General features: G+C 61.2%; 18 protein-coding genes. 10 read left to right on the forward strand and 8 right to left on the reverse strand.

Going from position 1 to position 24922, the window contains the following annotated elements:
- Positions 1-329 precede the first annotated feature (329 nt).
- Positions 330-989, reverse strand: coding sequence for a GNAT family N-acetyltransferase (locus NZ585_00440; GenBank protein ID MCS7078505.1), 660 nt, complete (start codon positions 987-989; stop codon positions 330-332).
- 56 nt (positions 990-1045) lie between these two features.
- Entirely contained in the window at positions 1046-1831 is a 786-nt protein-coding gene (locus tag NZ585_00445; GenBank protein ID MCS7078506.1) for a hypothetical protein, read from the reverse strand.
- 205 nt (positions 1832-2036) lie between these two features.
- Here NZ585_00445 and NZ585_00450 point away from each other — a divergent pair, with 205 nt between their 5' ends.
- Positions 2037-2933, forward strand: coding sequence for a DUF3108 domain-containing protein (locus NZ585_00450; GenBank protein ID MCS7078507.1), 897 nt, complete (start codon positions 2037-2039; stop codon positions 2931-2933).
- A gap of 580 nt (positions 2934-3513) precedes the next feature.
- A complete protein-coding gene (locus NZ585_00455) occupies positions 3514-4146 on the forward strand; it encodes a response regulator (protein MCS7078508.1) in 633 nt (210 codons plus the stop codon).
- Here NZ585_00455 and NZ585_00460 read toward each other — a convergent pair.
- Positions 4134-4604 (reverse strand): 23S rRNA (pseudouridine(1915)-N(3))-methyltransferase RlmH, encoded by a 471-nt coding sequence (locus NZ585_00460; GenBank protein ID MCS7078509.1) that lies wholly within the window; start codon positions 4602-4604, stop codon positions 4134-4136. The two genes, NZ585_00455 and NZ585_00460, sit on opposite strands and share 13 nt — an antisense overlap.
- 47 nt (positions 4605-4651) lie before the next feature.
- Between NZ585_00460 and NZ585_00465 the strand changes: the two genes are divergently transcribed.
- Positions 4652-5731, forward strand: coding sequence for a glycosyltransferase family 2 protein (locus tag NZ585_00465; GenBank protein MCS7078510.1), 1080 nt, complete (start codon positions 4652-4654; stop codon positions 5729-5731).
- On the opposite strand, the gene NZ585_00470 is transcribed toward NZ585_00465, so the two are convergent.
- Positions 5728-6387, reverse strand: coding sequence for an HTH domain-containing protein (locus NZ585_00470; GenBank protein ID MCS7078511.1), 660 nt, complete (start codon positions 6385-6387; stop codon positions 5728-5730). The two genes, NZ585_00465 and NZ585_00470, sit on opposite strands and share 4 nt — an antisense overlap.
- 102 nt (positions 6388-6489) lie before the next feature.
- On the opposite strand from NZ585_00470, the gene NZ585_00475 reads away from it, so the two are divergent.
- From NZ585_00475 to murI, 3 genes are all read left to right on the forward strand, one after another.
- Complete coding sequence (locus NZ585_00475; GenBank protein ID MCS7078512.1) at positions 6490-7587, forward strand: homogentisate 1,2-dioxygenase; 1098 nt, start codon at positions 6490-6492, stop codon at positions 7585-7587.
- A 103-nt stretch (positions 7588-7690) separates the two neighbouring features.
- Complete coding sequence (locus tag NZ585_00480) at positions 7691-8728, forward strand: suppressor of fused domain protein (protein ID MCS7078513.1); 1038 nt, start codon at positions 7691-7693, stop codon at positions 8726-8728.
- On the forward strand, positions 8718-9530 hold the full coding sequence (gene murI / locus NZ585_00485) for a glutamate racemase (protein MCS7078514.1): 813 nt from the start codon (positions 8718-8720) through the stop codon (positions 9528-9530). Before NZ585_00480 ends, murI begins: the two co-directional genes overlap by 11 nt.
- A 190-nt stretch (positions 9531-9720) precedes the next feature.
- Here the strand turns inward: murI and meaB are convergent, their stop codons facing one another.
- Genes meaB through tsaD form a run of 3 tightly spaced genes read right to left on the reverse strand, consistent with a single transcriptional unit; the run spans position 9721 to position 13742 of the window.
- Positions 9721-10695, reverse strand: coding sequence for a methylmalonyl Co-A mutase-associated GTPase MeaB (gene meaB, locus NZ585_00490; GenBank protein ID MCS7078515.1), 975 nt, complete (start codon positions 10693-10695; stop codon positions 9721-9723).
- A gap of 22 nt (positions 10696-10717) precedes the next feature.
- The gene (locus tag NZ585_00495; GenBank protein MCS7078516.1) at positions 10718-12652 is read right to left on the reverse strand and encodes a tetratricopeptide repeat protein; all 1935 of its coding nucleotides are present in this window, start codon (positions 12650-12652) and stop codon (positions 10718-10720) included.
- A gap of 1 nt (position 12653) precedes the next feature.
- Positions 12654-13742, reverse strand: coding sequence for a tRNA (adenosine(37)-N6)-threonylcarbamoyltransferase complex transferase subunit TsaD (gene tsaD / locus NZ585_00500; protein MCS7078517.1), 1089 nt, complete (start codon positions 13740-13742; stop codon positions 12654-12656).
- A 164-nt stretch (positions 13743-13906) separates the two neighbouring features.
- On the opposite strand from tsaD, the gene NZ585_00505 reads away from it, so the two are divergent.
- The 4 genes from NZ585_00505 (at position 13907) to NZ585_00520 (ending at position 22222) form a co-directional block, all read left to right on the forward strand.
- Positions 13907-14362 (forward strand): BrxA/BrxB family bacilliredoxin, encoded by a 456-nt coding sequence (locus NZ585_00505; GenBank protein MCS7078518.1) that lies wholly within the window; start codon positions 13907-13909, stop codon positions 14360-14362.
- A 44-nt stretch (positions 14363-14406) separates the two neighbouring features.
- Complete coding sequence (locus NZ585_00510; GenBank protein ID MCS7078519.1) at positions 14407-15729, forward strand: MFS transporter; 1323 nt, start codon at positions 14407-14409, stop codon at positions 15727-15729.
- Between the two features lie 415 nt (positions 15730-16144).
- Entirely contained in the window at positions 16145-17803 is a 1659-nt protein-coding gene (locus NZ585_00515; protein ID MCS7078520.1) for a GWxTD domain-containing protein, read from the forward strand.
- Between the two features lie 144 nt (positions 17804-17947).
- Entirely contained in the window at positions 17948-22222 is a 4275-nt protein-coding gene (locus NZ585_00520; GenBank protein MCS7078521.1) for a translocation/assembly module TamB domain-containing protein, read from the forward strand.
- 175 nt (positions 22223-22397) lie between these two features.
- Here the strand turns inward: NZ585_00520 and hrpB are convergent, their stop codons facing one another.
- Complete coding sequence (gene hrpB, locus NZ585_00525) at positions 22398-24884, reverse strand: ATP-dependent helicase HrpB (GenBank protein ID MCS7078522.1); 2487 nt, start codon at positions 24882-24884, stop codon at positions 22398-22400.
- Positions 24885-24922 lie beyond the last annotated feature (38 nt).

Consider the following 24922-nt stretch of genomic DNA (forward strand, 5'->3'; position numbering starts at 1 on the left):
AATGGCCCATCTGTGGTTGGTTGTTCACAGGTTCGCCGCGTGATGTGGACGATTGTCCACATGCGGCGCGGAGGCTGGGGTCTCCACGAGGCAATGGCGCACGACGTTTTCAGCGTGGGTATTCCCTTGTGCGCTGTCTCTAGGGAATCCAGCTTTGGTTTTCCGGGAGACTACCTGTGGCGTGCGCTTGGCGGTCGGCCTCCGCCACCTTAGCACGCACCGCGCGTTACGCCCCTGGGTGGGGATGACTTTGCACCACCCACGTTGCGAACCGTTTGGTCTGAAGCTAAAGCGGGCGTCAATGCGACGCCCAAGCGAAAAAAGTTGTACTAACCGCGATGGCCGTTCGGCAGGGCGTGCCAATTGCCGTGCCAGTCAAACCACTCCAAGGCGGCGAAACGTTTTTTGTAGTCGTAGTGGGAGGCTTCGTGGTAGGCGTAGCCCGGATAGTAAAACTCGTCGCCGCGTTCACGTGAGTACTCAATCTCAATCAGCATCGTCAAAATGCCAAGGCTGCGCTTGGCGTATTCGGGATCAAACACGCCGTAGACGCTGGAGGTCGCTCGCTTGCCAATGTCCAGAAAACTTTTGGCAACAAGCCGTTCTCCGTCGTACACCGCAATCTCCTCGTTCCGGCACGGAACGGACGCCGGTTGCTCGGAAAGAAAAGTATAGAGCGAATCCGGCACGTTGTCGGTAAAGCGTTGCTTGTGAAGCTCAAAAAGCCGGTGGGTGTCCTCATCAAGGATGGTTGGTCGGATGACCACACGCAAATCACGGTTGCGGCGGCGGACGCGACGTTGGCTTTCAGAGAGATAGAAATCGGCCAGTCTGATCCGAAGCGGTAGGACATGGCGTACGCCCTCGCGCGTCACGTTGATCCAGTAGCGATAGAAATATGTCCCAAAGTGGCGCCAACCATTCGCCCACAGCACATCCAACTGCGCCGGGGATACGCGGTCAGCTTCAAAGTACTGTCCGTGCGACATCGTTCCCAAAGACTAGGCGGAACACAGCCTCAGCGTCGCCGCACGGCGGCGTCCAGCTACTTGCGTTTGAAGACGCGCTTGATGTCGGGCGTAAACTCGTTGATGAGGTTGGTGACAAAGTTGAAGCTAAGAGCAAGGTTGCCAAGCCGGACGCCGTCGCCGCGAACGGTGTAACGACTGGGATACCACGCAATCTGAGCAAAAGCACCGCCGTAATCCGCGACAATATTCGCAATCGCCGGGCGAATTTTGCCTTCGTCGTTGTACGTGACAAACACAAACGCCAACGCATGAGCTGTCCGCTTGAGAACGCCTTTTTTAGCGCTACGGACATAACGCGGTTCATGCTTGAGAAGCGCCGCCAGTCCCGATTGGATGCTGTTAGTGACAACGTTGTTGGCGAACTCCGAAGCAAAACGCCGTCCATAGCCTTTGACGCCGCCGCCCCATTCCGGGGGCGAGTCGCCGAGGTGCGCTCCGACGGCTGGGCCGAACGCGCCGAAGACAGCCGCCGGGCTCCAGTACGTCGCCCGCAGATAGTATATCCACCGTTCGCGTCCAGTCAGCGGCTGGTAGTCATCCTCAGAAACCGTGCCTTTCCCGGAGGCAAAGTTGACGCCGGTACGAACCCTTTCATCCGGTTGGTCGGCGGCGTTGCTCAACGTTTGGTCGGCGACTGGCGGCGCTCCACCATCTTGTATAGTCTCGGTCAGGCGCGGCGCCACATCCATATTGCGAATCGGAATGCACTGTCCGGCGGCGTTACCGCCAAGGTAGAAAAACAGCCCTAACCCAAGCAACCAACCAGTGACGCGCCGGTTGCAGTATGCAAAGCAAGTCATAGATGAAGGCCCATGGCGCAAAATCCCTAGGGGGGCGAGGTCGGCATTGTGCCGGAGCGAATGTGAGGATACAAACCGGCATGAAGCCTAGCTGTACCTTAACCAACGTCCCGTTGAACCGCGCGCATCCGAGCATTGGCGCGGTCAAAGCCGAATCATGCCGTTGTTTCAAATCTCACAAACTGGACTCAAACGGTTGTGGCTTATGACGGAGTACTCAACGACAAAGTGGAGCCGGCGGCGGCTAGTCGTTGCTGGTTGTCTGCTGGCGGCGTGGCCGGGGGGATTGTGGTGGACGAGCGAATCAGGCGCGGCGCAACAACGCCCGCGTATTGTCGTCTCGCCGGTGGAGACGGCGACCAACGGCAGCGGCGTCAAGGCTGCCCCGGCACGCCATCGGTTTATCGTCGGCGAGCGGCTGACCTACAGTGTACGGGTCAGCGCGCCAAGCGTTGGCCTGCGGGATGCGCCGGTGGCGCGGTTTTCAACGGAGGTCGCCGAACAAGGCGTGTTTTACGGGCGGGAAGGCTTACGATTGGTCGTCCGGGCAGAGACCACTGGCTTTGTCAAAGCGACATTGTTTGACCTTGACGACCGCTTTGTGACCTACCTTGACCCAACAACGCGCCTGCCCTATCGGGCGGAGGCGGATATCCGAGAAGGCGCGCGCATTGAACGCACTGTCACGGTTTTCGATCAGGCGAAGCGTCTGGCGCGCATTAATGATGAGCGTATCGTCAAACTCAAAGGCGACGCCTACGATTTGGCCGGATTGCTGTGGGCGACGCGCAATCTGGATTTTACGGGACCGGCGACGGTCACGATGCTCGCCGTCAACGACCGGAACGGCCAAGTGATCACTGTTGAGATTGAGCGAGTTGGACGCGAGACGCTGGATATCGCCGGCCGCACCGTACCAACCGTCAAGCTGGCGCTGCGCCCGCTGGACGCCGCCGGCAAGCCGTCGGATGAGCGCAAAATCCGGCTCTGGATCACTGACGACACCGACCGGTACGCTGTGCGGATCAGCGGCGGCAATGAACTTGGGGAGTTCTGCGCCGAGTTGACCCGTTTCCCGTCCCGTGCCGCAGAGCCGGAATGAGCGGCCTCGATGGAGATCCGCCGATGAATCTCCTATATCCCACATTCCATGCCGGCGCATTCTGACGCACGGAAATCTTAGGTCACGTCCAATGTTCTTCCCTATGGTTGGTACTCGTCTGAGTCGTGTAAGCCGCTCAGCTTGAAGCGCTTTTCACAGAAGCGCTGCTCCACGACTGCTTGAGACGAAACTTGGGAGATCACCCGCTTTCGGGTGATCAGGGGCGTCACGGTAGGTAAGTCATCGGCGTATACGTTAGACGCGCCGCCTGCCAATCTGTTGTGACGGCGCTACGCCCACCGAAGCAGGCGCTGAAAGTGCGCATAAATTTGCGTCGTTTTATCCTGCCTGACGCTGTCCCCGCAGCGCGGCCAAGAATACGCCTTTCAGCCGTCTCCGGCCCTGCCTTACGCCGTAGCGTAACAACGCCACGCACGATGGTGACCACTTCTGTTCGGCTGTCTTCGCGCGCTATACCGCCCCGTAGTGGATTCGCCGCCGCTTGTGTTGTTCACCGTGCTGTTTCAGACTGCGCCAACGTCACCAACCCAGCACTGAAGCGGTTTCTGTTGGATAGGCCATGGCACACATCCTCTTGGTTGAAGACGAAACCGACCTAAGTGATGTCATTGTTGACGCATTGAAAGCAGAAGGCCATACGACCGTGGCGGTGTCCGACGGCATTGAAGCTATGGTGCAGCTCAAAGCTGGCGTTAGAGAGGGGCAGCCTTTTGCCCTCATCATTTGTGACATCAAGTTGCCTGGTCTGTCCGGATTGTCAGTGTGCGACCTTGTTCGGCTCGATCCACATCTGGCTCACATACCGTTTCTCTTCCTCAGCGGCTTGGGCGACACCGAACAGCGGTTGGACGGCCTTGCGCGCGGAGCCGACGACTACCTTGCTAAGCCTTTTCTGCTCAATGAACTCATCGAGCGGGTCACTTGGCTTCTCAACCGCCCGGCGACTCGCCAAGCCGACACCGTAAGCGCCCCGAACCCCCTAGAACAACGAACCTTTGACGACCTGCTCCGAGACATCGTTCACAACACTCGTAACGGTACACTGCATTTCCTGCTCGACGACGGATCGCGGGGACAGATCGCCTTTCGGGAAGGCAAGGCGGTCATCGTGGTCGGCGACGGCGCGGCGTCACCCGAAGACCAGTTGCACCGTCTGTTTGCCGGACAGGTCAAACTGTTTCACTTCGCGTAGGGCAGGTTGGCTAAGCGAGCCAGCGCGCGATAGACCTGCTCAGCCGCCAATACGCGCGCCATTTCATGGGTGAACGTCAACCGCGACAGCGACCAGCGCCACGCCGCCCGCCCCTGCACTTCCGCCGTCACGCCCCAGTGTCCGCCAATCACGAAGTACAGGTCGCGGACGCCCGTCTCGCGCCACCGCTGGAGTTTTTTGGCAAACGCCTCCGATGAGACGACTTCGCCTGCAACATCCAGCAACACAACCAGGGCCCCGGCCGGCAGCGCCGCCAGAATGTTCTTCGCTTCGCGGGCGCGCGCTTGCTCTGGATCGGCGGCGATGGAAGCTTCGGCTTCGCGCACCACTTTGGTCGTACAGGGCAGAAAGCGGCGGATACGTTCGCCGTAATCCCGCGCCAACGCCTCCCAGTGCGGTGACTTCGTTTTGCCAACGACGAGAAACGTGATGTGCATGCAGACCCAACTTTCCGGTCGGCTAGACGCCGCCGGTCGGAGATAGGATGCCAGCGATGCCTCGGCCGCCGTTTTCCGTCAGCGTCGTCATTCCAACCTACGAAGGTAAAGAACTGCTGGCGCGTTTTCTGCCGTCGGTTGTCACGGCGCTCCGCGCCTACACAGCCGCCGCCAGCGCACCCGTGGAAATCATCGTTGTGGACGACGGCAGCCGGGACGGCACAGTGGACTGGCTCGCAGCGCAGGCATTTGACTTTACGCGCGTCCTAGGGCAGCCAGTTAACAGAGGTTTTGCGCCGACCTGCAACATCGGTTTCGCCGAGGCACGCTACGATTTGATTTGGTTGCTCAACAACGATGTTGAAGCAACCCCGGACGCGCTGCTTCCACTGACCAGGCACTTTACGACACCGACAGTATTTGCCGTCACGTCCCGCGCGCAGCGTCTCAATGACGACGCCCTTGACGGCGCTGGCCGGTTGGGACGCTGCGTTCGGGGCTACTGGAAGGTTTTTGAAGGGTATGATGTGCTGCCCAGTCAGACGCCGCCCGACGCCGTTTTGCCGACGCTGACCGCCGCCGGGGGCTACAGCCTTTTCGATGCGGCCAAACTTCGTGAACTTGGCGGTTTTGATGAGCTGCTGGCGCCGTTTTACTGGGAAGACGTGGAACTGTGCTACCGCGCTTGGAAGCGCGGCTGGGAAGTACGCTACGAGCCGCGCAGCGTGGTGTTTCATCAGTCAAGCGCCACCATTAAGTCGCGCTTTGCGACGCGCACGGTAGAGGTCGCAGCGATGCGCAATCGTTTGCTGATGCACTGGATTCATCTCCACGACGGACGCTGGTGGACGGCGCACATGCTGATGACGGCGTTGCTGTGGCTAGCCGACGGTGTTACTCAGCGCGGCTTCCGCGAAGCCTTCGCGCAGGCGTGGGCTGTTCGGGGTGAAGCGTGGCGGCGACGAGCACGGGAAAAAGCTAACTGTCGGCGGACCGACCGTGACATTGCAGCGATCTTTGAAGCCGTGCGTCGGCGGCCCTACGTGCGAACATTCCGCGACCCTCACGAAGAGGCTCTGTTTCGCGCCATGCGGGAGCGCGACTTGCGCGGAAGTGATCAAACTTAGGCGGAAGCGGCTGGCCGTTGCCGAATAATGAATCGGCAGCAGGACGCTCCTTCCGAGAGGGCGCACTGGCGCGTCACCTCCGCATCGAGCGATTCAGACGCAATAACGCAGTCGCCGTTGCAGATTTCTGGGAAGTCGCGTGCAATCAGGAGCACCGGACAATGGTGCATCACGACTACATACTCATCCGGAGCCCCGTTTTCGACCCGGACAAGGTAGCCCATTTCCTCGAACGCCCGCGCGAACTCTTCAACCCGCTTTTTGAGCGACTTGCCGCGCAAACGCGGTTTGATCTTGGCTGTAATGGTGTCGGCACGGCCCTGCAAAATCGAGTTGACGACTTCGCGGCCGAACCGATGCTCAATTTGCTGGAGAATCTCAACGCTCAGTACGTCGTAAGCCTGCGGGAACAGTTCGTCGGCGCGTTCAGTCAGGCGGTAGAGATGGACAGGGCGGCCCCGCTCACGCCGCTGGACGGTGGACTCAATCAGCCCGTCGCGTTCAAGCGCGTCAAGGTAGCGTCGGACATTGACGCCCGACGTAGCCAGCTCCGTCGCCAACTCTTCAACGCTGAGGGGCGCGCGCGTTTTTAGTAGAAAAACAATTTTTTCGCGCGTATCTTTCCCGCTGATGGGGTTAACCTTCAGGGCGGCCATGGCAGCATTGTGCCACAACTATGCCGCCGGAAGAAACCCGACCAGCCCAACGCGCAGCGAGGTTACCGCATCCGTCGGACGAAGATACCGGGAGCAATGCTAATGTATCAAACCAAAGGTCTTATTACTAAGCAAGCGCATGTTGACATCCCAGCCGGCACGTATGAGGAGCAGCATGGGCGCGAAGGCTTTTTCGGCCCTGTTTCCCATCTTTACCATCGCCGCCCCCCGACTGGTTGGACGCGCATCGAAGGCGAATGTCGTCCGCAGGCGTTTTACGCCGACCGAGCCGAAACTGCCGACAGTCGGCCGACTGTGCTGCTGGAGAATACAGATGTCAAGCTTGGCGTCGCCCGGCGTCGCGGCGCAACACCCTACTTTGAACGCAATGCAGATGGCGACGAGCTGTGGTTTACGCACCGCGGTAGCGGTGTGCTTGAAACCGACTACGGGCAGTTACACTTTGGCGTCGGCGACTATCTTGTGATTCCGCGCGGGACAACCTACCGCTTCGCCTGCGCTGATGAGTGTTTTTTTCTCGTCATTCAGAGTGTAGGGACGCGCTTGCGTCAGCCGGAGCGGGGCCTGCTGGGGCAATACTCGCTCTACGACGCCACGGCGATTCGGACGCCTGAACTGCTGCCGGTCTCCGCGACTGCCTCAGAGTATACTGCCTCAGAGTATGAGGTTCAGGTTTGGCGGGAAGGGCGGCTTACACGCCTTTTCTACCCGTTCCATCCCTTAGATGTCGCCGGCTGGAAAGGCGAGCTTTATCCGTGGGCGCTCAACATTGGCGATTTCTGTCCGGTGATGAGTCATCGGGCACATTTGCCGCCGAGTGTCCATGTCACATTGGTCGGCGAGGGATTTGTAGTGTGTTCCTTTGTCCCACGTCCGTTGGAGGAGACGCCCGGCGCGCAGCGCGTACCGTTTTACCACCGTAACATTGACTACGACGAAGTGCTTTTCTACCACGCGGGCGACTTTTTCAGCCGGGATAACATCACCCCCGGTATGCTGACGCTGCATCCGCATGGCGTCCACCACGGGCCGCATCCAAAGGCCATCGAAAAAAGCTGGGCTCCTGGTAAGACGCATACGGATGAGTACGCCGTCATGTTGGACGCGCGCCGTCCGCTCCACGTCACGGACGCGGCGCGCGCCGTCGAGTGGAAGGAATACCATCTGTCATGGCGGTAGCCTCGGTGGCGGTTGGGGTCACGAAAATGTTACACCCCCGGCGTAAGGTGGATGCACTGCTACGCCTACATTATCCAGCTTGCATTGAAAGGAACGTCGCATTGTGAGTTCGCCCTCTTCTTCAGCGGATTACGGCATTGACGCCATCCGCGAAACACTTGAACGCTTGTATCCGGGCGCTGAGCCGATTCATTTCGGCACGATTATGCGCTACAGCGTAGGCGGTCCTGACCCGCTTGACGGCATTTCGTTCTACGAGCGCGAGACGCCGATTCCGCATTGGCACTGCATTTCCTTCGGGATGAGCGAGCTGTACGCTAAGACACCCGGCAGTGCCCCGGACATTAGCGGTTGGGGGTTTGAGTTTACATTTCGGCTAGCGCGCGCCGCCGAAGACAAAAACGTACCAACGTGGGTCATCCCCTTCCTGAACAACCTCGCCCGGTACGTTTTCAACTCCGGCAATCCGTTTCGCCCCGGCCATCACATGGATTTGCGCGGGCCGCTCACCCCGGAAGCGCCGCAGACGTTGCTTTCAGCTGTCGCTTTCATAGATGATCCAGAGTTAGCTCCCATCGAGACGCCGAACGGTCGTTTGCATTTCCTCCAGATTGTTGGGTTGACAAAAGACGAGCTACAGGCGGCCAAGCGGTGGAACACGCGCGGCATCCTGAAGTTGTTAGAAGAAAGTTGCCCGCTGTGGATTACCGACGTGGAGCGGGCCTCGATCACGGACCGGGCGGATGTTGCGGCGCGCATCCGCGACGGCATTGCGGCGGAGGGGTCGTCATTGCAGGGTGAATATGTGGAAGTGGCGCGATGGCGACCAGTGGATCCGCCGCGCTCCGGCGTGGAGATTGAACTTGATGCTGATGGGTTGGCGGACTTCGCCGAGCTGTTTCCGGCGCGGCTCAAGTTTGACCGGGAGTTTCTCATCTGGGGTGCAAAACAGACGATTGTGTTCCGTCCGTCCGCCACAGCTGGCTTTCAGGACGCTGGCAGCGGCGTCTTGGTGCTAGACATCACGCCGGAACTGGTTGACCAACTGGCGCAGGCGCTTAAGCCGCTGCCAGGGACGCACCGTTTTAACATCGGCGGTGAGGTCGTCGTGACGGTTGTACCCACGCAGGATGTCGGGTGACGCGCGCCCGATTGGGATTTTTGACTCCGGCGTGGGCGGGTTAACGGTGTACCGCGCTCTGCGCGCCCGCCTGCCGCAGGAGTCGTTTGTCTATCTGGGCGATACGGCGCGGATTCCCTATGGGACGCGCTCACCGGAGACGGTCCGCCGGTACGCCCATGAAGACGCCGCCTTTTTGCTCCGCTGCGGCGTCAAGCTCATCGTCATTGCCTGCAATACGGCGTCGTCGCTGGCGCTGGATTCATTACAAAACGAATGTCCCGTGCCGGTCGTCGGTGTCATTGAACCGGGGGCGCGCGAGGCGGCGGCTGCGACGCGCAATGGCCGGGTAGGCGTTATCGGGACGGAGGCGACCATCGCTAGCGCCGCCTATCCACGCGCCATTCGAGCCATTGCACCCACCGTCCAAGTGGTGGCTCAGAGTTGCCCGTTGTTTGTTCCGCTCGTTGAGGAAGGTTGGGCGACGCATCCAGTGACGGCGACGGTGGCGGATGAATACCTTGCGCCACTGCGGCGAGCGGCGGTGGATACGCTGGTGCTTGGTTGTACGCACTACCCGCTTTTAACGAAAGCCATCCGACAGGCTGTAGGCGAAAGCGTGACGTTAGTGGATTCAGGGGCCTGCGCCGCGCGGGAAGTCGCCGCCGTCCTTGAAAGGCGATCGGCTTGCGCGCCGCCTGACGCCCGGCCGTTCACGCGATTTTGCGTCACCGACGCAAGCGAGCGTTTTCGCCGCGTTGCCGCACTGTGCTTGGGCGAACCGGTGACGCGGCTTGAAACGGTGCGGGTTGAGTTCGCGTGACGAACAGCTGCGCCGCAGCGTGGCGGCCGACGCAACTTCGATTGAGGATGTTCCTGACGAAAAAATGTCCCCTCACAACGGGCGGCGTCCCCACTCGCCTGAGTGCAAAGCGCCGGAGGAGCTAGAAGTCGCATCCCCAGGAACGCTCCCCTTCACGTCAGCGCAGCACATAGCCTCTAGGCAAGGCGCACTATTTGAGTGACTTCCGAACGATGTAGTCCACCAGCGTGTAGGGATCAAGTTCGCGGTTTTGGATGCGTTGTAGAGCGTCCTCTAGTTGACCGTCGCGGAGTTCGCGCTGCCAGATGTAATGCAGGATGCGGTCGCGGATGAGTTCAAGGATGCGCCGTTCGAGAACGCGCCGGCGGCGCTGGTCTCGGACGTCGGGGTGTTCAGCCACAAAGGCAAGATAACGCTCAACAGCTGTCGCTAAGTCTTCCAGACCAACCGGTGGCGTCGCTGTAGCGACTGTGCGGACGATCGGCGGTTGCCAACCGTCAGGGCGGACGGCGAGTTCGAGCAGGGCTTCGAGTTCCATCTGGGTGCGCTCAACGCCGTCCCGGTCGGCTTTGTTGATGACGAAGACATCGCCGATTTCCATAATGCCAGCTTTGATGGACTGAATGTCGTCGCCCATCCCCGGCACGACAACAACCACCGTCACGTCGGCGGCTTTGACGATGTCCACTTCATCCTGCCCAACGCCGACGGTTTCAACAATCACCACGTCATAGCCAGCGGCGTCGAGCAGCAGAACCGCCTCGGTCGTGGCGCGCGCCAGTCCGCCCAAGTTGCCGCGCGTCGCCATGCTACGGATGAAAACATTGGGGTGGGTCGCCAGCTTAGGCATACGGATGCGGTCGCCCAGAATGGCGCCGCCTGAAAACGGACTCGACGGGTCAACGGCGATGACGCCGACGCGCTGACGGCGGGCGACATAAACCTGCGCCAGCTTATCGGTCAGCGAGCTTTTGCCGGCGCCGGGGGCGCCGGTCAGGCCGATGACTTTTGCGCGGCCAGTATGCGGAAACAGGCTTTTGAGAAGCTCGGTCGCTTCCGGTGCGTCGTTTTCAAGCAACGAAATGCCCCGTGCGATGGCACGCGGTTGTCCAGCCCGAATGCCTTGGATGAGGTTTGCAGCAAAAGAGTCGTTGGTGGTGGCCATGCAGGTGCAGTGAGAAGCCGTCCTAAGGGCGAGTGGAAGTTGGGCGATGCGCGTCCAGTTGCGTCAGTTTGCGTTCCGCTTCGCGGCGCGTCATCGCATCCGAACTGAGATCGAGGACTTTACGGTAACAAAGCCGCGCTTGCCCAACATTTCCCGCCTCCGCCTGCAGGTCGCCCAGCGCCGCCCACCAGACGGCTTCATCCGGTTTGCTTTGCAAGGCTAGGGTGTAGTGCTGGATTGCATCAGCCGTGCGTCCCTGCCGCCGCCGGATGACGGCCATTTGGGCGTGCAACTTGGCGTCGCCGGGCGAAAGTGTCAGCGCGGCTTCAAACTGGGCGGCGGCTTCGTCGAGTCGTCCGCTTTCAAACAGCAGCACGCCGTACAGTTCCCGGTACGGCATCCAGGTCGCATCACGCCGAACGGCTTCGTGCGCCAGCGCCAGCGCCGATTCACGCTGACCAAGCGCAAAATAGGCCTTCGCCCGAACAGCGCACACTTCGGCAAGCGGTAAAATTGCGTACGCGCGTTCAAACGCCGCCGCCGCTTCAGCAGGGCGGCCGGCGTTGAGCAACTCCGTCCCGTAGGCATGCCACAGCCAGACGCTCTGCTGATTGCCGGTCGCCAGCGAGCGCGCCAGCGCCGTCCGGGTGTCACGGTAAAAAGGAACTTCCTGCCGGGTTCGCCAAGCTGCGCCGCCAATCAGCAATCCCATAACTCCCGCCAGCAACCAGCGTAACGCAGCGCGCGGCGCAGCCTCCCAAGCAGCGCGAAACCCAGCCGCAACCGCCAGACAGTAGCCGATGCTGGGCAAGTACATCACACGCTCGGCGAAGACAAAGCCAAGCGGTCGGATGAAATGTGAAAACGCGGCTGCGCCGGTTAGAAGAAACGCCAGCCCAACCCAGGCTGGAGACTGGAAGCGGTAAGCCGTCCAGAGCAGCGCCCCAGTGCCTGTCAGTCCTGCGAGCGCGCCCCACAAGCGACTGTCGCGCCAATCAGTCACGACGGGGATGCTATTGAAGGAATAGTCCACTTGCAGCGGGAATGGCCACAGGTGCATGGCGACGTACTTCATCAGCAGCACGACGCCGGTCGCCCAGCGTTCCGCCGGACTCGCGTAGGACAGTGGATTCATTGGGAAGTCAATCGGGGCGAGAGGTACGCCGAGCCGAACCGACCGGTGCAGTCCCCAAAACAAGAGCGTAGCAACGCCACAGGCGACGCCGACGCGCCAGACAGTTGCAACCCAAGCGCGCAGCTTGAGCCGACCGATACCGTGAGCGTTCGCCCACGTCGTCAGCATCCAGAGCGGAAAAAAGAGAACGGCGGACTCCTTGGCCAGCCAACCACTCAAGAGACACAGTCCGGCAGTACCGGCGGCAAGCCATGCCCCCCATCCTAGGTACGGCGGCCGAGAACCAAGCGGGGTCAAGGCAAGAACCAAGGCGCTTAGCACGCCCAGCGCCGCAAGCATCTCCGCACGGCCGACAATCATGGCGACAGCCTCAATGTGCAGTGGATGCACGACGAAGCACAGCCCGGTCAGTCCGGCGACGAGAACGTCCCGAAGCCAAACGTACACTGCGAGCAGAACCAGCCAAGCGACGAGGATGTGTAAAGCGATGTTGACCAAATGTTGCCACCGGACGTCACCGCTCGACAGACGTGCCACGAGCGCATAAGAAGCAATCGCCAGCGGGCGGTAGTGGAAGTTTCTGTTCTCCCGTTCCGCTGCTTGAACGTCCTGCCAGTAGTGCTTTTTGAAAATGAGTCGTAGATTGGCGGTCGCCGCTGCATTGGGGTTGTTTTGCACAATCCCTACATCGTCAATCACATAACCGTGGCTGAGCGTTTGTCCGAAGCTCATCCACCCAAGCAGACCAATGAGCAAACCCCACGCGAGCAGTGTCCGGGAAGGCGCGTGCGCGGCGGAGACGGGCGCTTCACATCGCGTCATATCAAGCCCGTTCAGCAGGCAAACGCCCGGCAGGAGAGCAACCAAGTCGCATGGACGGCATCGGCTCCAGCGACCAGTCGTGGCGCTCACCCCGCATCAGGCGCGCATAACCGACGGCGGCGATCATCGCAGCGTTGTCGGTGGTGTATTTCGGATGCGGGACGCGAATCTCAACACCTTGCCTCTGCGAGAGTTCCTGCAAAGCGCGTCGGAGCGCCGAGTTGCACACCACGCCGCCGCCGGTGACGACCAGACGCGGGCGGTAGGCTTCGATAGCCCGCTCCAAGACGCTGATAAGCGTATCAACTACGGCCTGCTGAAAACTCGCCGCCAAGTTGCGGATTGCCTCCGACGCTTGAGACAACACCTCGTCCCGGCTGAGGCCTTCCGGCAGCGGCGTAACCTGTCGCTCGCGGATGTAGCGTAGGACGGCGGTCTTCAGACCACTGAACGAAAAATCATACGGCGCTTCTGGGATGAACGGCGGGCGGTACACTAAGGGCGCACGTTCAGGCCGTCCAGTCTGCGCCAGTTGGTCAAGGATGGGTCCGCCGGGATAGCCCAAACCAAGGCGGCGAGCGGTTTTGTCGTAGGCCTCGCCGGCGGCGTCGTCGCGGGTGTGCCCAAGCCGTTCGTAAGTCAGGGGGGCAGGGATGTGAAAAAGGTCGGTGTGCCCGCCTGAAACAATTAGCGCCAGCGCCGGATACTCCCAGTCGCCATACTCGAACACCGTTGAAAACACGTGACCTTCAATGTGATGCACCCCGATGAAAGGTGCATTCAACGTCAGCGCCAGCGCCTTGGCGTACGACAGCCCGACCAGCAATGCTCCAACCAGGCCGGGGCCATAGGTGACAGCGACACCCTCGATGTCGCGGAAGCCGTTGGGGAGAACGGCGACGGCGCGCGCAGCGACATCGGCAATGGCTTCCAGGTGTTGCCGCGAGGCGATTTCCGGCACGACGCCACCGTATGCTTGATGCGCCGCGACTTGCGAAGCAATCACATTCGACAACACCTGCCGCCCATCCACTACGACCGCCGCCGCCGTTTCATCGCAGGAAGTTTCAATCCCCAACACCACACGCATACCAGCGGACGATACTAGGAATCGCAACGGCGGTACAAGGCGACGAACTTCCCATCGTCATGCTAGGGTGACGCTACCTTGACTTGCCGCCGGGTGCGTCCGCTGGCTTTGCGTCGGCGCACCGGCCTACCTATGATTCTTTTCTCTCTGGAGGACGACCCCCAATGATGTTGTACGGATACGACATGGAACGCGCGCTCCAGGCGATGCGGGCGGAGTTGACTGACCACGGCGTCAAAGAACTGCGGACGCCGGAAGAAGTGGACGCTGTGTTGGGCAAGAAAGCGGGAACAGTGTTGGTCGTCGTCAACTCGGTGTGCGGCTGTGCGGCCGGCGCGGCGCGGCCGGGCGTCGTTGAGGCGCTGAAGACGAGCCCGGTGCTGCCGGATCACGTCACGACCGTTTTCGCTGGGCAGGACAAAGAAGCTACGGCGCGCGCCCGTGAATACTTCAAAGGCTTCGCCCCATCGTCGCCTTCTGTTTGGCTGCTCAAGGACGGCGAGGTGGTCTTCAAGCTGGAACGCTATCAGATTGAGCATCGCACGGCAGCGGATATTGCTGCTGACATCCGCGCCGCGCTGCAAAAACACTGTGCGCAGGCCGGCGCGGCGACAGCCTAATGCCGCCGCTGGTTCTCAAGTGACGTTGACCCATTGATAAACCTATGAGTCACTTCCCGGCGCCCGACTTGGTTGCGCCTGCAACTGAAGAAGACGCTGACGCTTCGGCGTCGGCGTCGCGCTACGCTTGGTACATTTTGCTCATTCTGACCTTGGTGCAGGTGGTCAACTACATTGACCGCCAGATCATCCCCCCGCTGCTCAAGCCCATTCAGGACGAACTCAACCTGAGCAATACCGCCGTCGGCTTTCTGGGGACGGCGTTTATGCTGGTGCACTCGTTGGCGGCGGTACCGTTGGGCGTCCTCGCTGACCGCTTCGCCCGCCGCAAAATCATCGCCGCCGGCGTTGGCTTCTGGAGTCTGGCGACGGCGGCGGCTGGTTTTGCGACTTCCTACAGTCATCTGTTGCTGGCACGTGGCGCGGTTGGCGTCGGCGAAGCCGCTTACGCTCCGGCGGCAACCTCGCTGCTGAGCGACATGTTCCCAGCGCGGATGTGGGCAAAAGTCATCAGCATTTTCAACCTTGGATTGGTTGTCGGTGCCGCGCTGGGGTTGGTGCTGGGCGGCGTGCTCAGTGAGAAAATCGGCTGGCGCGCTTGTTTTCTGGTCGTCGGTTTGCCGGGTCTGGCGCTCACCGTGATCGTTTGGTTGTTTCGTGAACCATCCCGCAGCCATACATTGACGCCGCTCCACTGGGCCGATATGGCGCAGTTGCTGCACATCAGGTCGTTGTGGCTGGTCATCGCCGGAGCCGCTAGCGTCACATTCGCCGCTGGGGCGCTCGTTCACTTTCTGCCGAAGTTAGTCACGGAAATTTACGGCGTTGATTCGTCCAAAGCGGCGATTCGATTGACACCTATCGTCGTCGCTGCGTTTTTCGGCGTCATCACGGGGGGCGTCGTCGCTGACTGGCTTCAGCAACGATTCGCCGCCGGACGCGCCCTCACGATGGCCGGCGCGTTTCTGCTCGGCGCGCCGTTCCTTTACTGGGGACTGTATGCGCCGACCTTGAATCAGTTTATTCTCGCCGGTTTCATTGCCACTTTTTTTATGAGCTTCTACCACGGGCCGGTTGCAGCCATCGTGACTGATCTTGTGCCTTCGTCTCTGCGGTCGGCGGCGATTGGCTTCTACATGTTCGCCATTCATATCTTGGGAGATATGCCATCGCCGGTCATTGTGGGCTTTTTGTCAGATGTTATGGCCGGCGAGAGCGCGCCGCCGTCCGTCATGACCGAAGCGCTGCGGCAGGCGATGCTGCTCTGTGTGGTGACGACGGCGCTCGGCGGTTTGATTTTCGCCGTTGTGTCGCCAATTTTGCGCCGACGCACATCGGCGGCGACAACGCCGGTGGGCGCGGCATGACGCCGCCGCACATTGTTTCCACCCCTACTTGGTCGGCGGCGGCTTGCAGCAACAACAGCGAGTTGCTAACTTCCCTACCTAAGCTCAACTTGAGCAGCAAGACGTAGAAGGGAAATCGAGAGCGCCGTTCGCATAACGGCGCGATTTCACTGCGTCTTGAAAACGAATGAGCAGTGAGCAAGATAGCCGCTCTTCGCCGATTGCTTAAAGCTTATGGAGACCACTGTAAACCAGTTCGTCGTGGTAACGGAAAAGCAAATCCGCTTTGCTCGAACATTGAGGTGACACGCGCCCGGTAAAGTATTTTCCGTGAAAACGCATTTCGTTCGCTCGGCTGAACGCGAACGTCCCGCCGGGACGGCACATCGCCGGTTTTCTTGCGAGCTAGGATATGGTCGAGGAGGTTTAGCGGCTTATGTTCATCGCAAAGATGTGCTGCCTTTGCCGCGTGGGTTTGGCGGTCGGCCTTGGATTGGCGACGGCGCTGACGCCGTTGGCGACGTACGCGCAGGATGACGCTCCCGCCAAGAAAAAAAAGCAGCGCAAGATTGAACTCGACAAAATCTATGAGCGGTGGGTCAATGAAGACGTGGATTACATCATCACGCCTGAAGAACGCGCCGCCTTCAAGAAGCTCCAGACCGATGAGGAGCGCGAGGAGTTCATCGAACAGTTCTGGCTGCGCCGCGATCCCGATCCAGATACGCCGGAAAACGAGTACCGCGAGGAATACTACCGGCGCATCGCCTATGCGAACGAGAAGTTCACATCTGGCATTCCCGGTTGGAAAACCGACCGTGGACGCATTTACATCACTTGGGGGCCGCCAGACAGCATTGAATCCCGTCCGGCGGGCGGTCCCTACGAACGTCCCATCTATGAAGGCGGCGGGACGACTTCGACCTACCCGTTTGAGATTTGGTTTTACCGCTACTTGGAGGGTGTCGGGTCGGGCATTGAAATCGAGTTCGTAGACCCGACCGGCAGCGGCGAGTATCGCATCGCCCGCAACGCTGACGAAAAAGACGCCCTGCTGTTTGTACCGAACGCCGGCCTGACGCTTGCTGAGCAGCTTGGTCTGGCCTCCAAAGTGGATCGCCCCTTCTTCAGCCCCGGCAACCGGAACGGCAACAACCCCCTATATCCGATGCGGACGCAAGACCTGCCGTTTGAACGGTTGGCGATTCTCACCAATCTGCAGCGCGCCCCAAGCGTGCGCTATCGGCAGCTCGCCGAAAAAGTGGACCAGCAGGTTGAGTTTGATGTGCTGCCGTTCGAGGTGCGAACCGACTTCCTGCGCGCCGGCGAGTCGGCCATCGTGACGACCTTCACCCTAATGTTCAACAACAGCGATCTGGGCTTCAAGGACGAAGGCGGCATTCAGAAGGCGCAGCTCAACATTTACGCGCGCGTTTCGGCGCTGACCGGCAAGCGGGTCGGGATCTTCGAGGAAGCGCCCATCATCACCTACCAGCAGTCGCAGTTTGAGGTGGGGCGCAAGCTCAACTCGGTTTACCAAAAGAGCCTGATTTTGCCGCCGGGCAACTACAAGATTGATTTCGTCGTCCGCGATGTGACGAGTGGCCACACGGGCATCGTTCGGCAGGGTTTTGAAGTGCCGCGCTATTCGCCGGAAGCCCTCTCGACCAGTTCACTCATTTTGGCCGATCTCATTGAGCCGGTGACGCGCGTTTCCGGCAGTCAGTTCATCATCGGCGCCAACAAAGTTCGGCCGAGCGTGACGCAGCGGTTTAAGCAAAACCAGAACCTAGGCGTCTATATACAGGTTTACAACGTCCAGATTGACCAAGCTTCACTGCGTCCGGCGATTGAAGCCGAATATGTCATCACCAACACCAAGACCGGCCAAGTCGTACGGCGCATCCGCGAGGACGGTAAAAACGGCATTTCCGACCTGAGCGGCTATGGGCAACAGATCGTTTTAGGGCGACTCATTCCGTTGACGGACATCGAACCCGGAAGTTACGAGGTGACAGTGGTCATTACGGATAAGGTGGCGCGGAAAACGCTGACGCCCAAGACGTACTTCACTGTTGAGGCAGTGAAGTCATAACGAACGCCTCCTTGGAAAGTGTTGCGCCGATTTTTTGGGGACGGCCGCAGAGTCGTCCCTCCCAAACCGAGGCGCTCCACACTGTTCGCCGTCTTTTGGTGAGTCGGCGAAAAGCACGGGCGAAAACCGCGCCGGTCATCACGAATGGCTCGACGTGAACAGACGCTCCGTTTGGTGGGTTTAGGACTGGCGCTGGCGGTCGTCGGCGGGCTGACAGCGCTGACGGTTTGGGTGACGCGCGGCGGTCTTGACGACTGGGCGCGGCGCACCCTTATCACCGAACTTGAACGCCAAACCGACATTCGTGCCGACATCGGCGAGTTGCATGTTCACCTGTTCTCAATGTCAGTTGAAGCGGTCCGCATCGCCTGCTTCCTACCCGGCGACGCCGAGCCGTTTCTGACGGCTGACCGCCTGACGGCGGAAATCGCTGTTGAAAGTCTGTGGCGACAACGATTTACGCTGCGTCATACCGCCCTTGAGCGCCCCAAGCTCACCTTGGTGTTTGATGAGCGCGGTTTCAATCTATCCCGGATTCGGATGCCGCGCCGAAAGCGAACGCTCCCACAGGAACCGGACGAACCGCTGATGGATGAAACGTTCCACGGCGGGCGAGTCGTCATCCGGGACGGCAAAGTGCGCATCGGTGCGGCGACGTATGGCGTACGGGGGCAGGTCGCCGACGTTGGGGTGTTCGGCTACACCGGCGACGGACGCACCCTACAGGTGACGGCCGGCTTTGACCAAGGCGGCGTGGAAGTCACCAACGCCAAAGGTGAAACCCGCTCTCTGCGCGATGCACGGGTGCGTCTGACCGCCAAGGTCAAAAAAGACGCCGCCGACATCACGTCGCTGGTTGTGACGACGCCGTTGGGCGAACTGACGGCCGCTGGGGAAGTTCGCTGGCCTGACAAACAGGTACGCTACGCTGGGAACGCTTATCTTACGCTCGACTTGACGCAAACCAGCCAAAGCTTGCTTGGAGGGTTGCCGCTTGCCGGGCGCGTCCAGATGCCGGCCCGCTTCAGCGGCGATACGGAGCACTTTACCCTTGAGGGCAATCTCGAACCGCTCGCCGGACGGTTCTTCGGCGTCGCCGCGACAGGGCTAAGCGCCGACTACCGACTTGAGGCGCCGTTTGACGGCTTTCCCTCCCGCGCCGAGGCGGATGTCAAAGCCGGGCGGATCGTCTTTGGAGGCTATGCGCTCGATGGCTTCAGTGCGCACGTCGCCGTCTCACCGGAGTTTGTGGATGTCACCGACCTCACGGCGCGGACACTCGGCGGCCGGCTGCGCGGACGGACGCGCCTTGCCTATCCGACCGGTACGCGCGACCGCTCGACCGCCAAGCTCACGGCGGAAGGGCTGGATGTTGCCCAGCTTGTCCATTTGGCGCGCCTCCCGTCCCGTGGGCTGACTGGACGCGGCAGTGTGCAGGCTGACCTGAGTTGGCCGGGCCTCGACGCAGCACAGGTCGGCGGACAGGTGCAGGTGCGATTCACTGGACAAGCACCGTCGGCCGAAGATACGCCGCAGGATGACTTGCCGCTCTCGACCGAGGCGCGGGGAACCCTAACGCCGGGCGTCATAACGATTGAAGCGCTGGTCGCCCGCATCGGTACTGGCACGCTGACAGCCTCCGGGCGCTACCGGTGGCGGACGCGCGAGGTGGACGCCCGGCTCGATTACCACACGCCTGAATTGTACGAGGTGCAAACCCTGGCCCGGCGTCTGGGGTTCAAGATTCCGGCCCTAACGACCCAAACAGCCGACGCCAAACTGGAACTGCGAGGGGCTGGAGACATCACAGCCACAGTGACGGGCAGGCCGTCAGCGCTTGCCGCCGCCGGAACGGCAAGCGTCAGTGAGATTCGTGTCAACAACCAGTGCATCGGACGCGCCGCTGTCCAGTTTGAAGCTTCACCGACGAGGTTGGCCGTGATGGAAGCGTCGCTGATTCAGCCCGATGGCGGATGCTTGGTTGCGGCTTTTGACGGCGGCTGGACGGACGACCGGCCAACACAGGTCAAATGCAACGCCTACGAACTCAAGTTGGCCTCGCTTGGAGCCATTGCCTGCTCCATTCCAGCGACAAAGGCGCTTGGCGAACAACTGATGGCATGGGGCGGACGCGCCGACGGTGATTTTCATCTAACCGGCTTGCCCACACTGCGGACGCTACAGGCCGGCCTGGCAATCCGTGACTGGACAAAAGCCATTGAACGGGTTCGAGGCAACGGGACGCTGGCGCTCACCATGGTCAAAACACCGCTCGGCGATCTCAAACGCGGTGAAGCGCGAGTGTCGTTTCAAGATGACGGGTTGGCGCTGGAGGGTTTTGAAGCGCGCTTTCCATCCGGCGTCGTCACTGGACAGGGGAGCTATCATCCGGCGGACGGCGCGTACAGCGTCGCACTGCGTTCGGACGGCCTTGACGCCCTAACGCTGGCTCGCGCGTTCGGACAGCCGGACTTACCGTTGGCGGGCGTCGTCAGGCTGGAGGCGACTTCCGCCTCGACCATCAACCGCGTCCTGTCCAACCACCTTGATTTCAAACTCAGGTTGGACAGCGACAAGCTGACCATTGGCGGCGATGAGTTCAAGGACGTATGCCTTGCCGCCGCCAGTGACGCCGCCGGTGAAAAAGCGACGCTGACGCTGACGGCGCGGTACCGCGACTATCCCTACCGCGCTGATGCAACCGTCACATACCTCAGCCCGGACGGCGAACCGGCGTTTCTTGTTGAAAGCCAATTCGACTTTGACCGGACGCCGCTCACGCCGGTGTTGGCGATTTTCGACATCGGGCCGCAGAACCTGGGCGGCGAAATCACTGGACGATTGCGGTTGTCCGGGCCGCTCTACGTGGTGGATCCGGTCACGGACACAGGGGGCTTCACGACCAGTCAACTGACGCTGACCGGCGACTTTTCGGCGCTGCGTCTGGTGATCCCCTTGGGCGAGCTGGGGGCGACGGTTGACAACTACGTTGTGGTCAACGACGGGCCGCTTCAGTTCTTGCTCAGCGATCGGGCACTGGATTTTACACAGTTTCGTCTCAAGGACGAAAAGGGCGACACGACGGCGTTTACGCTAGGGGGACGCCTGGGACTGTCCGGTGGACGCGACGTGGTGACGGCGGAGGGCCGGATTGACCTGAAACTCCTGCGGGCGTTTTCTAAACGTGTCACCTCGCGCGGGTTGCTGACCATCAAAGCTAAGATCGCCGGCAGCCTGTTGAATCCGCGTCTGGCCGGCTACGCCGACATTGACGACTTCGGCCTGCGCATCACGGAATTGCCGGTGGCGCTTGAAAACGGCGGCGGCCGCATCTTGTTCAACGCCAACCGCGCCCAAATTGAGGCGCTGACGGCCGACGCGGGCGGTGGAAAGATCGAAGTCACAGGCGGTGCGATCTTTGAACGGCTGACCGATGTTCGGTGGCGCTTTGGCCTTCGCGCCGAAAACATTCGTGTGAAATACCCCCGTGATATTCGGTCGCTGGCGGATGGTGATCTGGTGTTGCAGGGGAATCGGTCGTTGCAGGTGTTGAGCGGTGTGGTGCGCATCAAGCGCGCCGAGTACACGACCAACACCGATCTGGCGACGTTGGTGCAAACGCAGTTCATTGGGTTGGGCGGCATCGGCGCTTCGCTGCAGACGCGCGGCAAGCGCCGGACCTTTACGACGCTTGACGTGCGTGTTGAAGCGCCGGATACGCTGTTCATTCGGAACAACATTGCGGATGTTGTCGGGTCGGCGTCGTTGCGTCTGAGCGGCTCGCTGGACGACCCCGACGTTTCCGGGCGCATTCTCATCACGCGCGGGCAATTGGAGTTTCGCAACGACCGCTTTGAAGTAACACGCGGGGTGGTGTCCATTCCCGAAGGGCCGACCGGCGGGACGTTTTACGACATTCAGGCTGAAGCGACCATCCAGGGTTACCGCATCATCGTCGGGCTGACTGGCACGGCCGACAACTTCAACCCGGTTTTGCGCTCCGAACCCAACCTGCCGCAGTCGAGCATCCTGTCCTTGTTGGCGACCGGGCGGTTGCCGCCGCCGAACATTGCCAATACGCCGACCGCCGCCCAGCAGGCGAATGTGAGCGCCGCGACGACGCTACTTTCCGAGCTTTTGACGGAGCGTATTGAAGAGCAGACCGGACGACTGTTCGGCATCAATCGGTTTCAGATTGATCCCTTACTTGTTGGGCGCGGCGGCGACCCGACGGCGCGGTTGACTGTCGGGCGGCGCATTACCAAAGACCTGAGTGTGACCTTTTCAACTAATCTGGCGACGGCCGAGGAGCAAATCATTCTGATTGAGTATCGCCTGCGCAACAACCTCTCGATTATCGGTTTGCGCGACCAACGCGGAAACTTCGGCTTCGACGTGCGGATCACAAAGCGGTTTTAGGGCGTTCGACGGCAAACATGGTGACGCAGATGCTCCAGCGACAGCGCCTTTCAAGCCTGTGCGTGGCGAAAGAGCACTTTCCTCGTCCAAGCAGGAGGGTGCTGTGCCGTCGCTCAGCCACTGGTTGTCGCTGACCTAGCGCCAACGTGTGCTAACACCACCGCACTTTCCGCGTTCAGACTTGTTCTGGGAAGGCGTGCTTTGGGTAGCGACGAGCAAGCTGCGGACGTAGCTCACGGTACGTCCGCTTCCAAAAACTTTCCAAGTCGGTCGTCACCTGCACCGGCCGCTGGTTCGGCGCAAGCAGATGCAGCGTCAGGGGTACGCGCCCGTCAGCAATGCGCGGCGTGGTCTTCAAGCCGAAAAAGTCCTGAATCGGCGCAGCGATATAGGGCGGGCTGCCGTCAGGCGGATACATAATGCGGACGCGCCGTCGTCCCAGTTGCAATGTCTCTGGCGCAAGCCGCTCCAGCGCCGCACGCTGCGGCGGCGTCAGTGTCGCCAACAACGCCGCTGTCACATCACTGGTGCGCGCCGCTCGGCGCACCTCGTCAAGCGTCGCGCACCCAACGCAGAGTCGTTCAACAGCGGCCCACACGGCAGCGTCGTCGCAAGTCGGCAACTCGACCTCCGGCGCGTATTTGGCGGCGAACGCCAGCCGCGCACGGAGCTGTTCAACGGCTTCCACATCGGCGTACGCGCGCCAACCGTCGGCGCGTAGCCGGGCGACCAGCACTCGCGCAGCGGCTTCCGAGTCCACCGTCGGCAGGGCGCGCTCCTCCATCACTACCCCGTCGTAGAGCAACCGCCGCAGCCGGACGACGCGACCATCCGCGCGGAGTTCATGCGTATCCGTTTCCTCAATGTCGTCCAGAAACAGCTCCAGCAACCAATCCGGCTCGATGCGTACGGCAAGGCGGACGAGCGTCGTCCCATCGGGCTGTGTTTCGGCGTCTAGTGCGACAACTAGCCCTTCCGTCGCCACCACGCTCGTCGGCGCGAGTTCCGCGCGGCCGCCGCTTCCCAGCACAACCTCCCACGTCCCCTGCGTGCGCCTTCGCAGACGACCAACACGGTCGGGAAACGCCGCCAGCAGCGCCTTCCCCAAAGCGGCGTCGCGGTCGTCCTCGTCGGCCGCCCGAATGTCGCCGGTCAATCGCCGCGCAATCCCAAACAGTTGCTGCTCAACGCGCTGAATCCGCCCAACTGTTGTCGCGTCGGCGGCGGACTCAAATGTCTCCAGCAGCGCTAGCACGTCGGAATGGCCGTAGTCGCTCTGTTGCAACGGCGCGGCGCGGACTTCACGTTCATCAAGCAGGGCGGCGACCCGGCAGGCTTCGCGCAACACGCCTCGCCGCCGACCCTCCACGATGAGCCGCGCCATGCGCGGCGATGTCGGTAAATCGAGCATTGCGCGTCCCAGCGGTGTGACGCCTCTGGCGTCCACCGCGCCCAACCGCCGCAGCAGCGTCTCGGCAGCGGCCAGCGCCTCCGGTGCAGGCGGCTCAAACCACGGAAAGGCGCGGACGTCGGCGTAACCTGCCGCCCGCAGTTCGAGGACAGTCTCGGCTAGATCGGCGCGGTGAATTTCCGGCGTCTCAAACGCCGGTCGCAGGTTGAAATCCGCCTCGGTGTACAGCCGCAGGCACTCGCCCGGACAAGTCCGCCCGGCGCGGCCGGCGCGCTGAATCGCCGCCGACTGCGCAATGCGTCCGACGGCTGTTTGCGGCAAACCGGTCCACGGTGAGTACTCAACGCGCCGGACAAGGCCGGAATCAATCACCACGGTGATATTGTCAATCGTAATGGATGACTCTGCGACGTTCGTCGCAAAGACGACTTTGCGGCGGTCACCCGGACGAACAGCGGCGTCCTGTTCGTCTGCTGGCAGACTCGCATGCAGGGCGTGCAGCGCCAGATTGTAGCGGGCGGCCGCTGGCGCGCAGGCGCGCAGACAGGCGCGAATGTCGGCCGCGCCAGGTAAGAAGACGAGTATATCACCGTTGGGGCCGGCCGCAGCGTACTGCTCGACGGCGGCGGCGACGCGCGAAGCCAACGGCGCAGTGGTGTCCGAGGCGGCGTAGCGTACCCTCACCGGAAACGTCCTCCCCGGAACGGTCACAACCGGCGCGGCGTCCAGAAAGGCGGACAGCCGTTCGGCGTCGAGTGTCGCCGACATCACCACCAGTTTCAGGTCGGGCCGCGCCCGGCGTTGGAGGTCGCGGACGCGCGCCAAAGCGATGTCCGTCGTCAGACGACGTTCATGAAACTCGTCAATAACGACGACGCCCACGCCCTGCAACGTCGGATCGCCCAGCAGACGGCGCGTGAGAACGCCGTCAGTCACGAAACGCAGGCGCGTTGCGGCGCTTGTCCGGTCATCGAAGCGGACGGTGTAGCCGACCACTCCGCCAAGCCTCTCACCCATTTCCCGCGCCACGTAGCGCGCCGCCATACGAGCCGCCAGCCGACGTGGGACGACCACAACAACCTCGCCTCCGGCTACGCCCGAAGCCAACAACGTCAGAGGGACACGGGTGGTTTTCCCTGCGCCGGGAGCCGCCTGAATGATCAAACGTCCCGCTGTCCGCAGTGTCTCCGTAATGGTCGTTAGGTGTTCGTCAATCGGCAGCGGCGTCCGCCGCCCAACATTTATTTCCACAACGTCCCTGCTTTTAGTCGGCGTCGTTTCCGGCTATC

This window comes from Chloracidobacterium sp. (genome assembly GCA_025057975.1).
Taxonomy (GTDB): domain Bacteria; phylum Acidobacteriota; class Blastocatellia; order Chloracidobacteriales; family Chloracidobacteriaceae; genus Chloracidobacterium.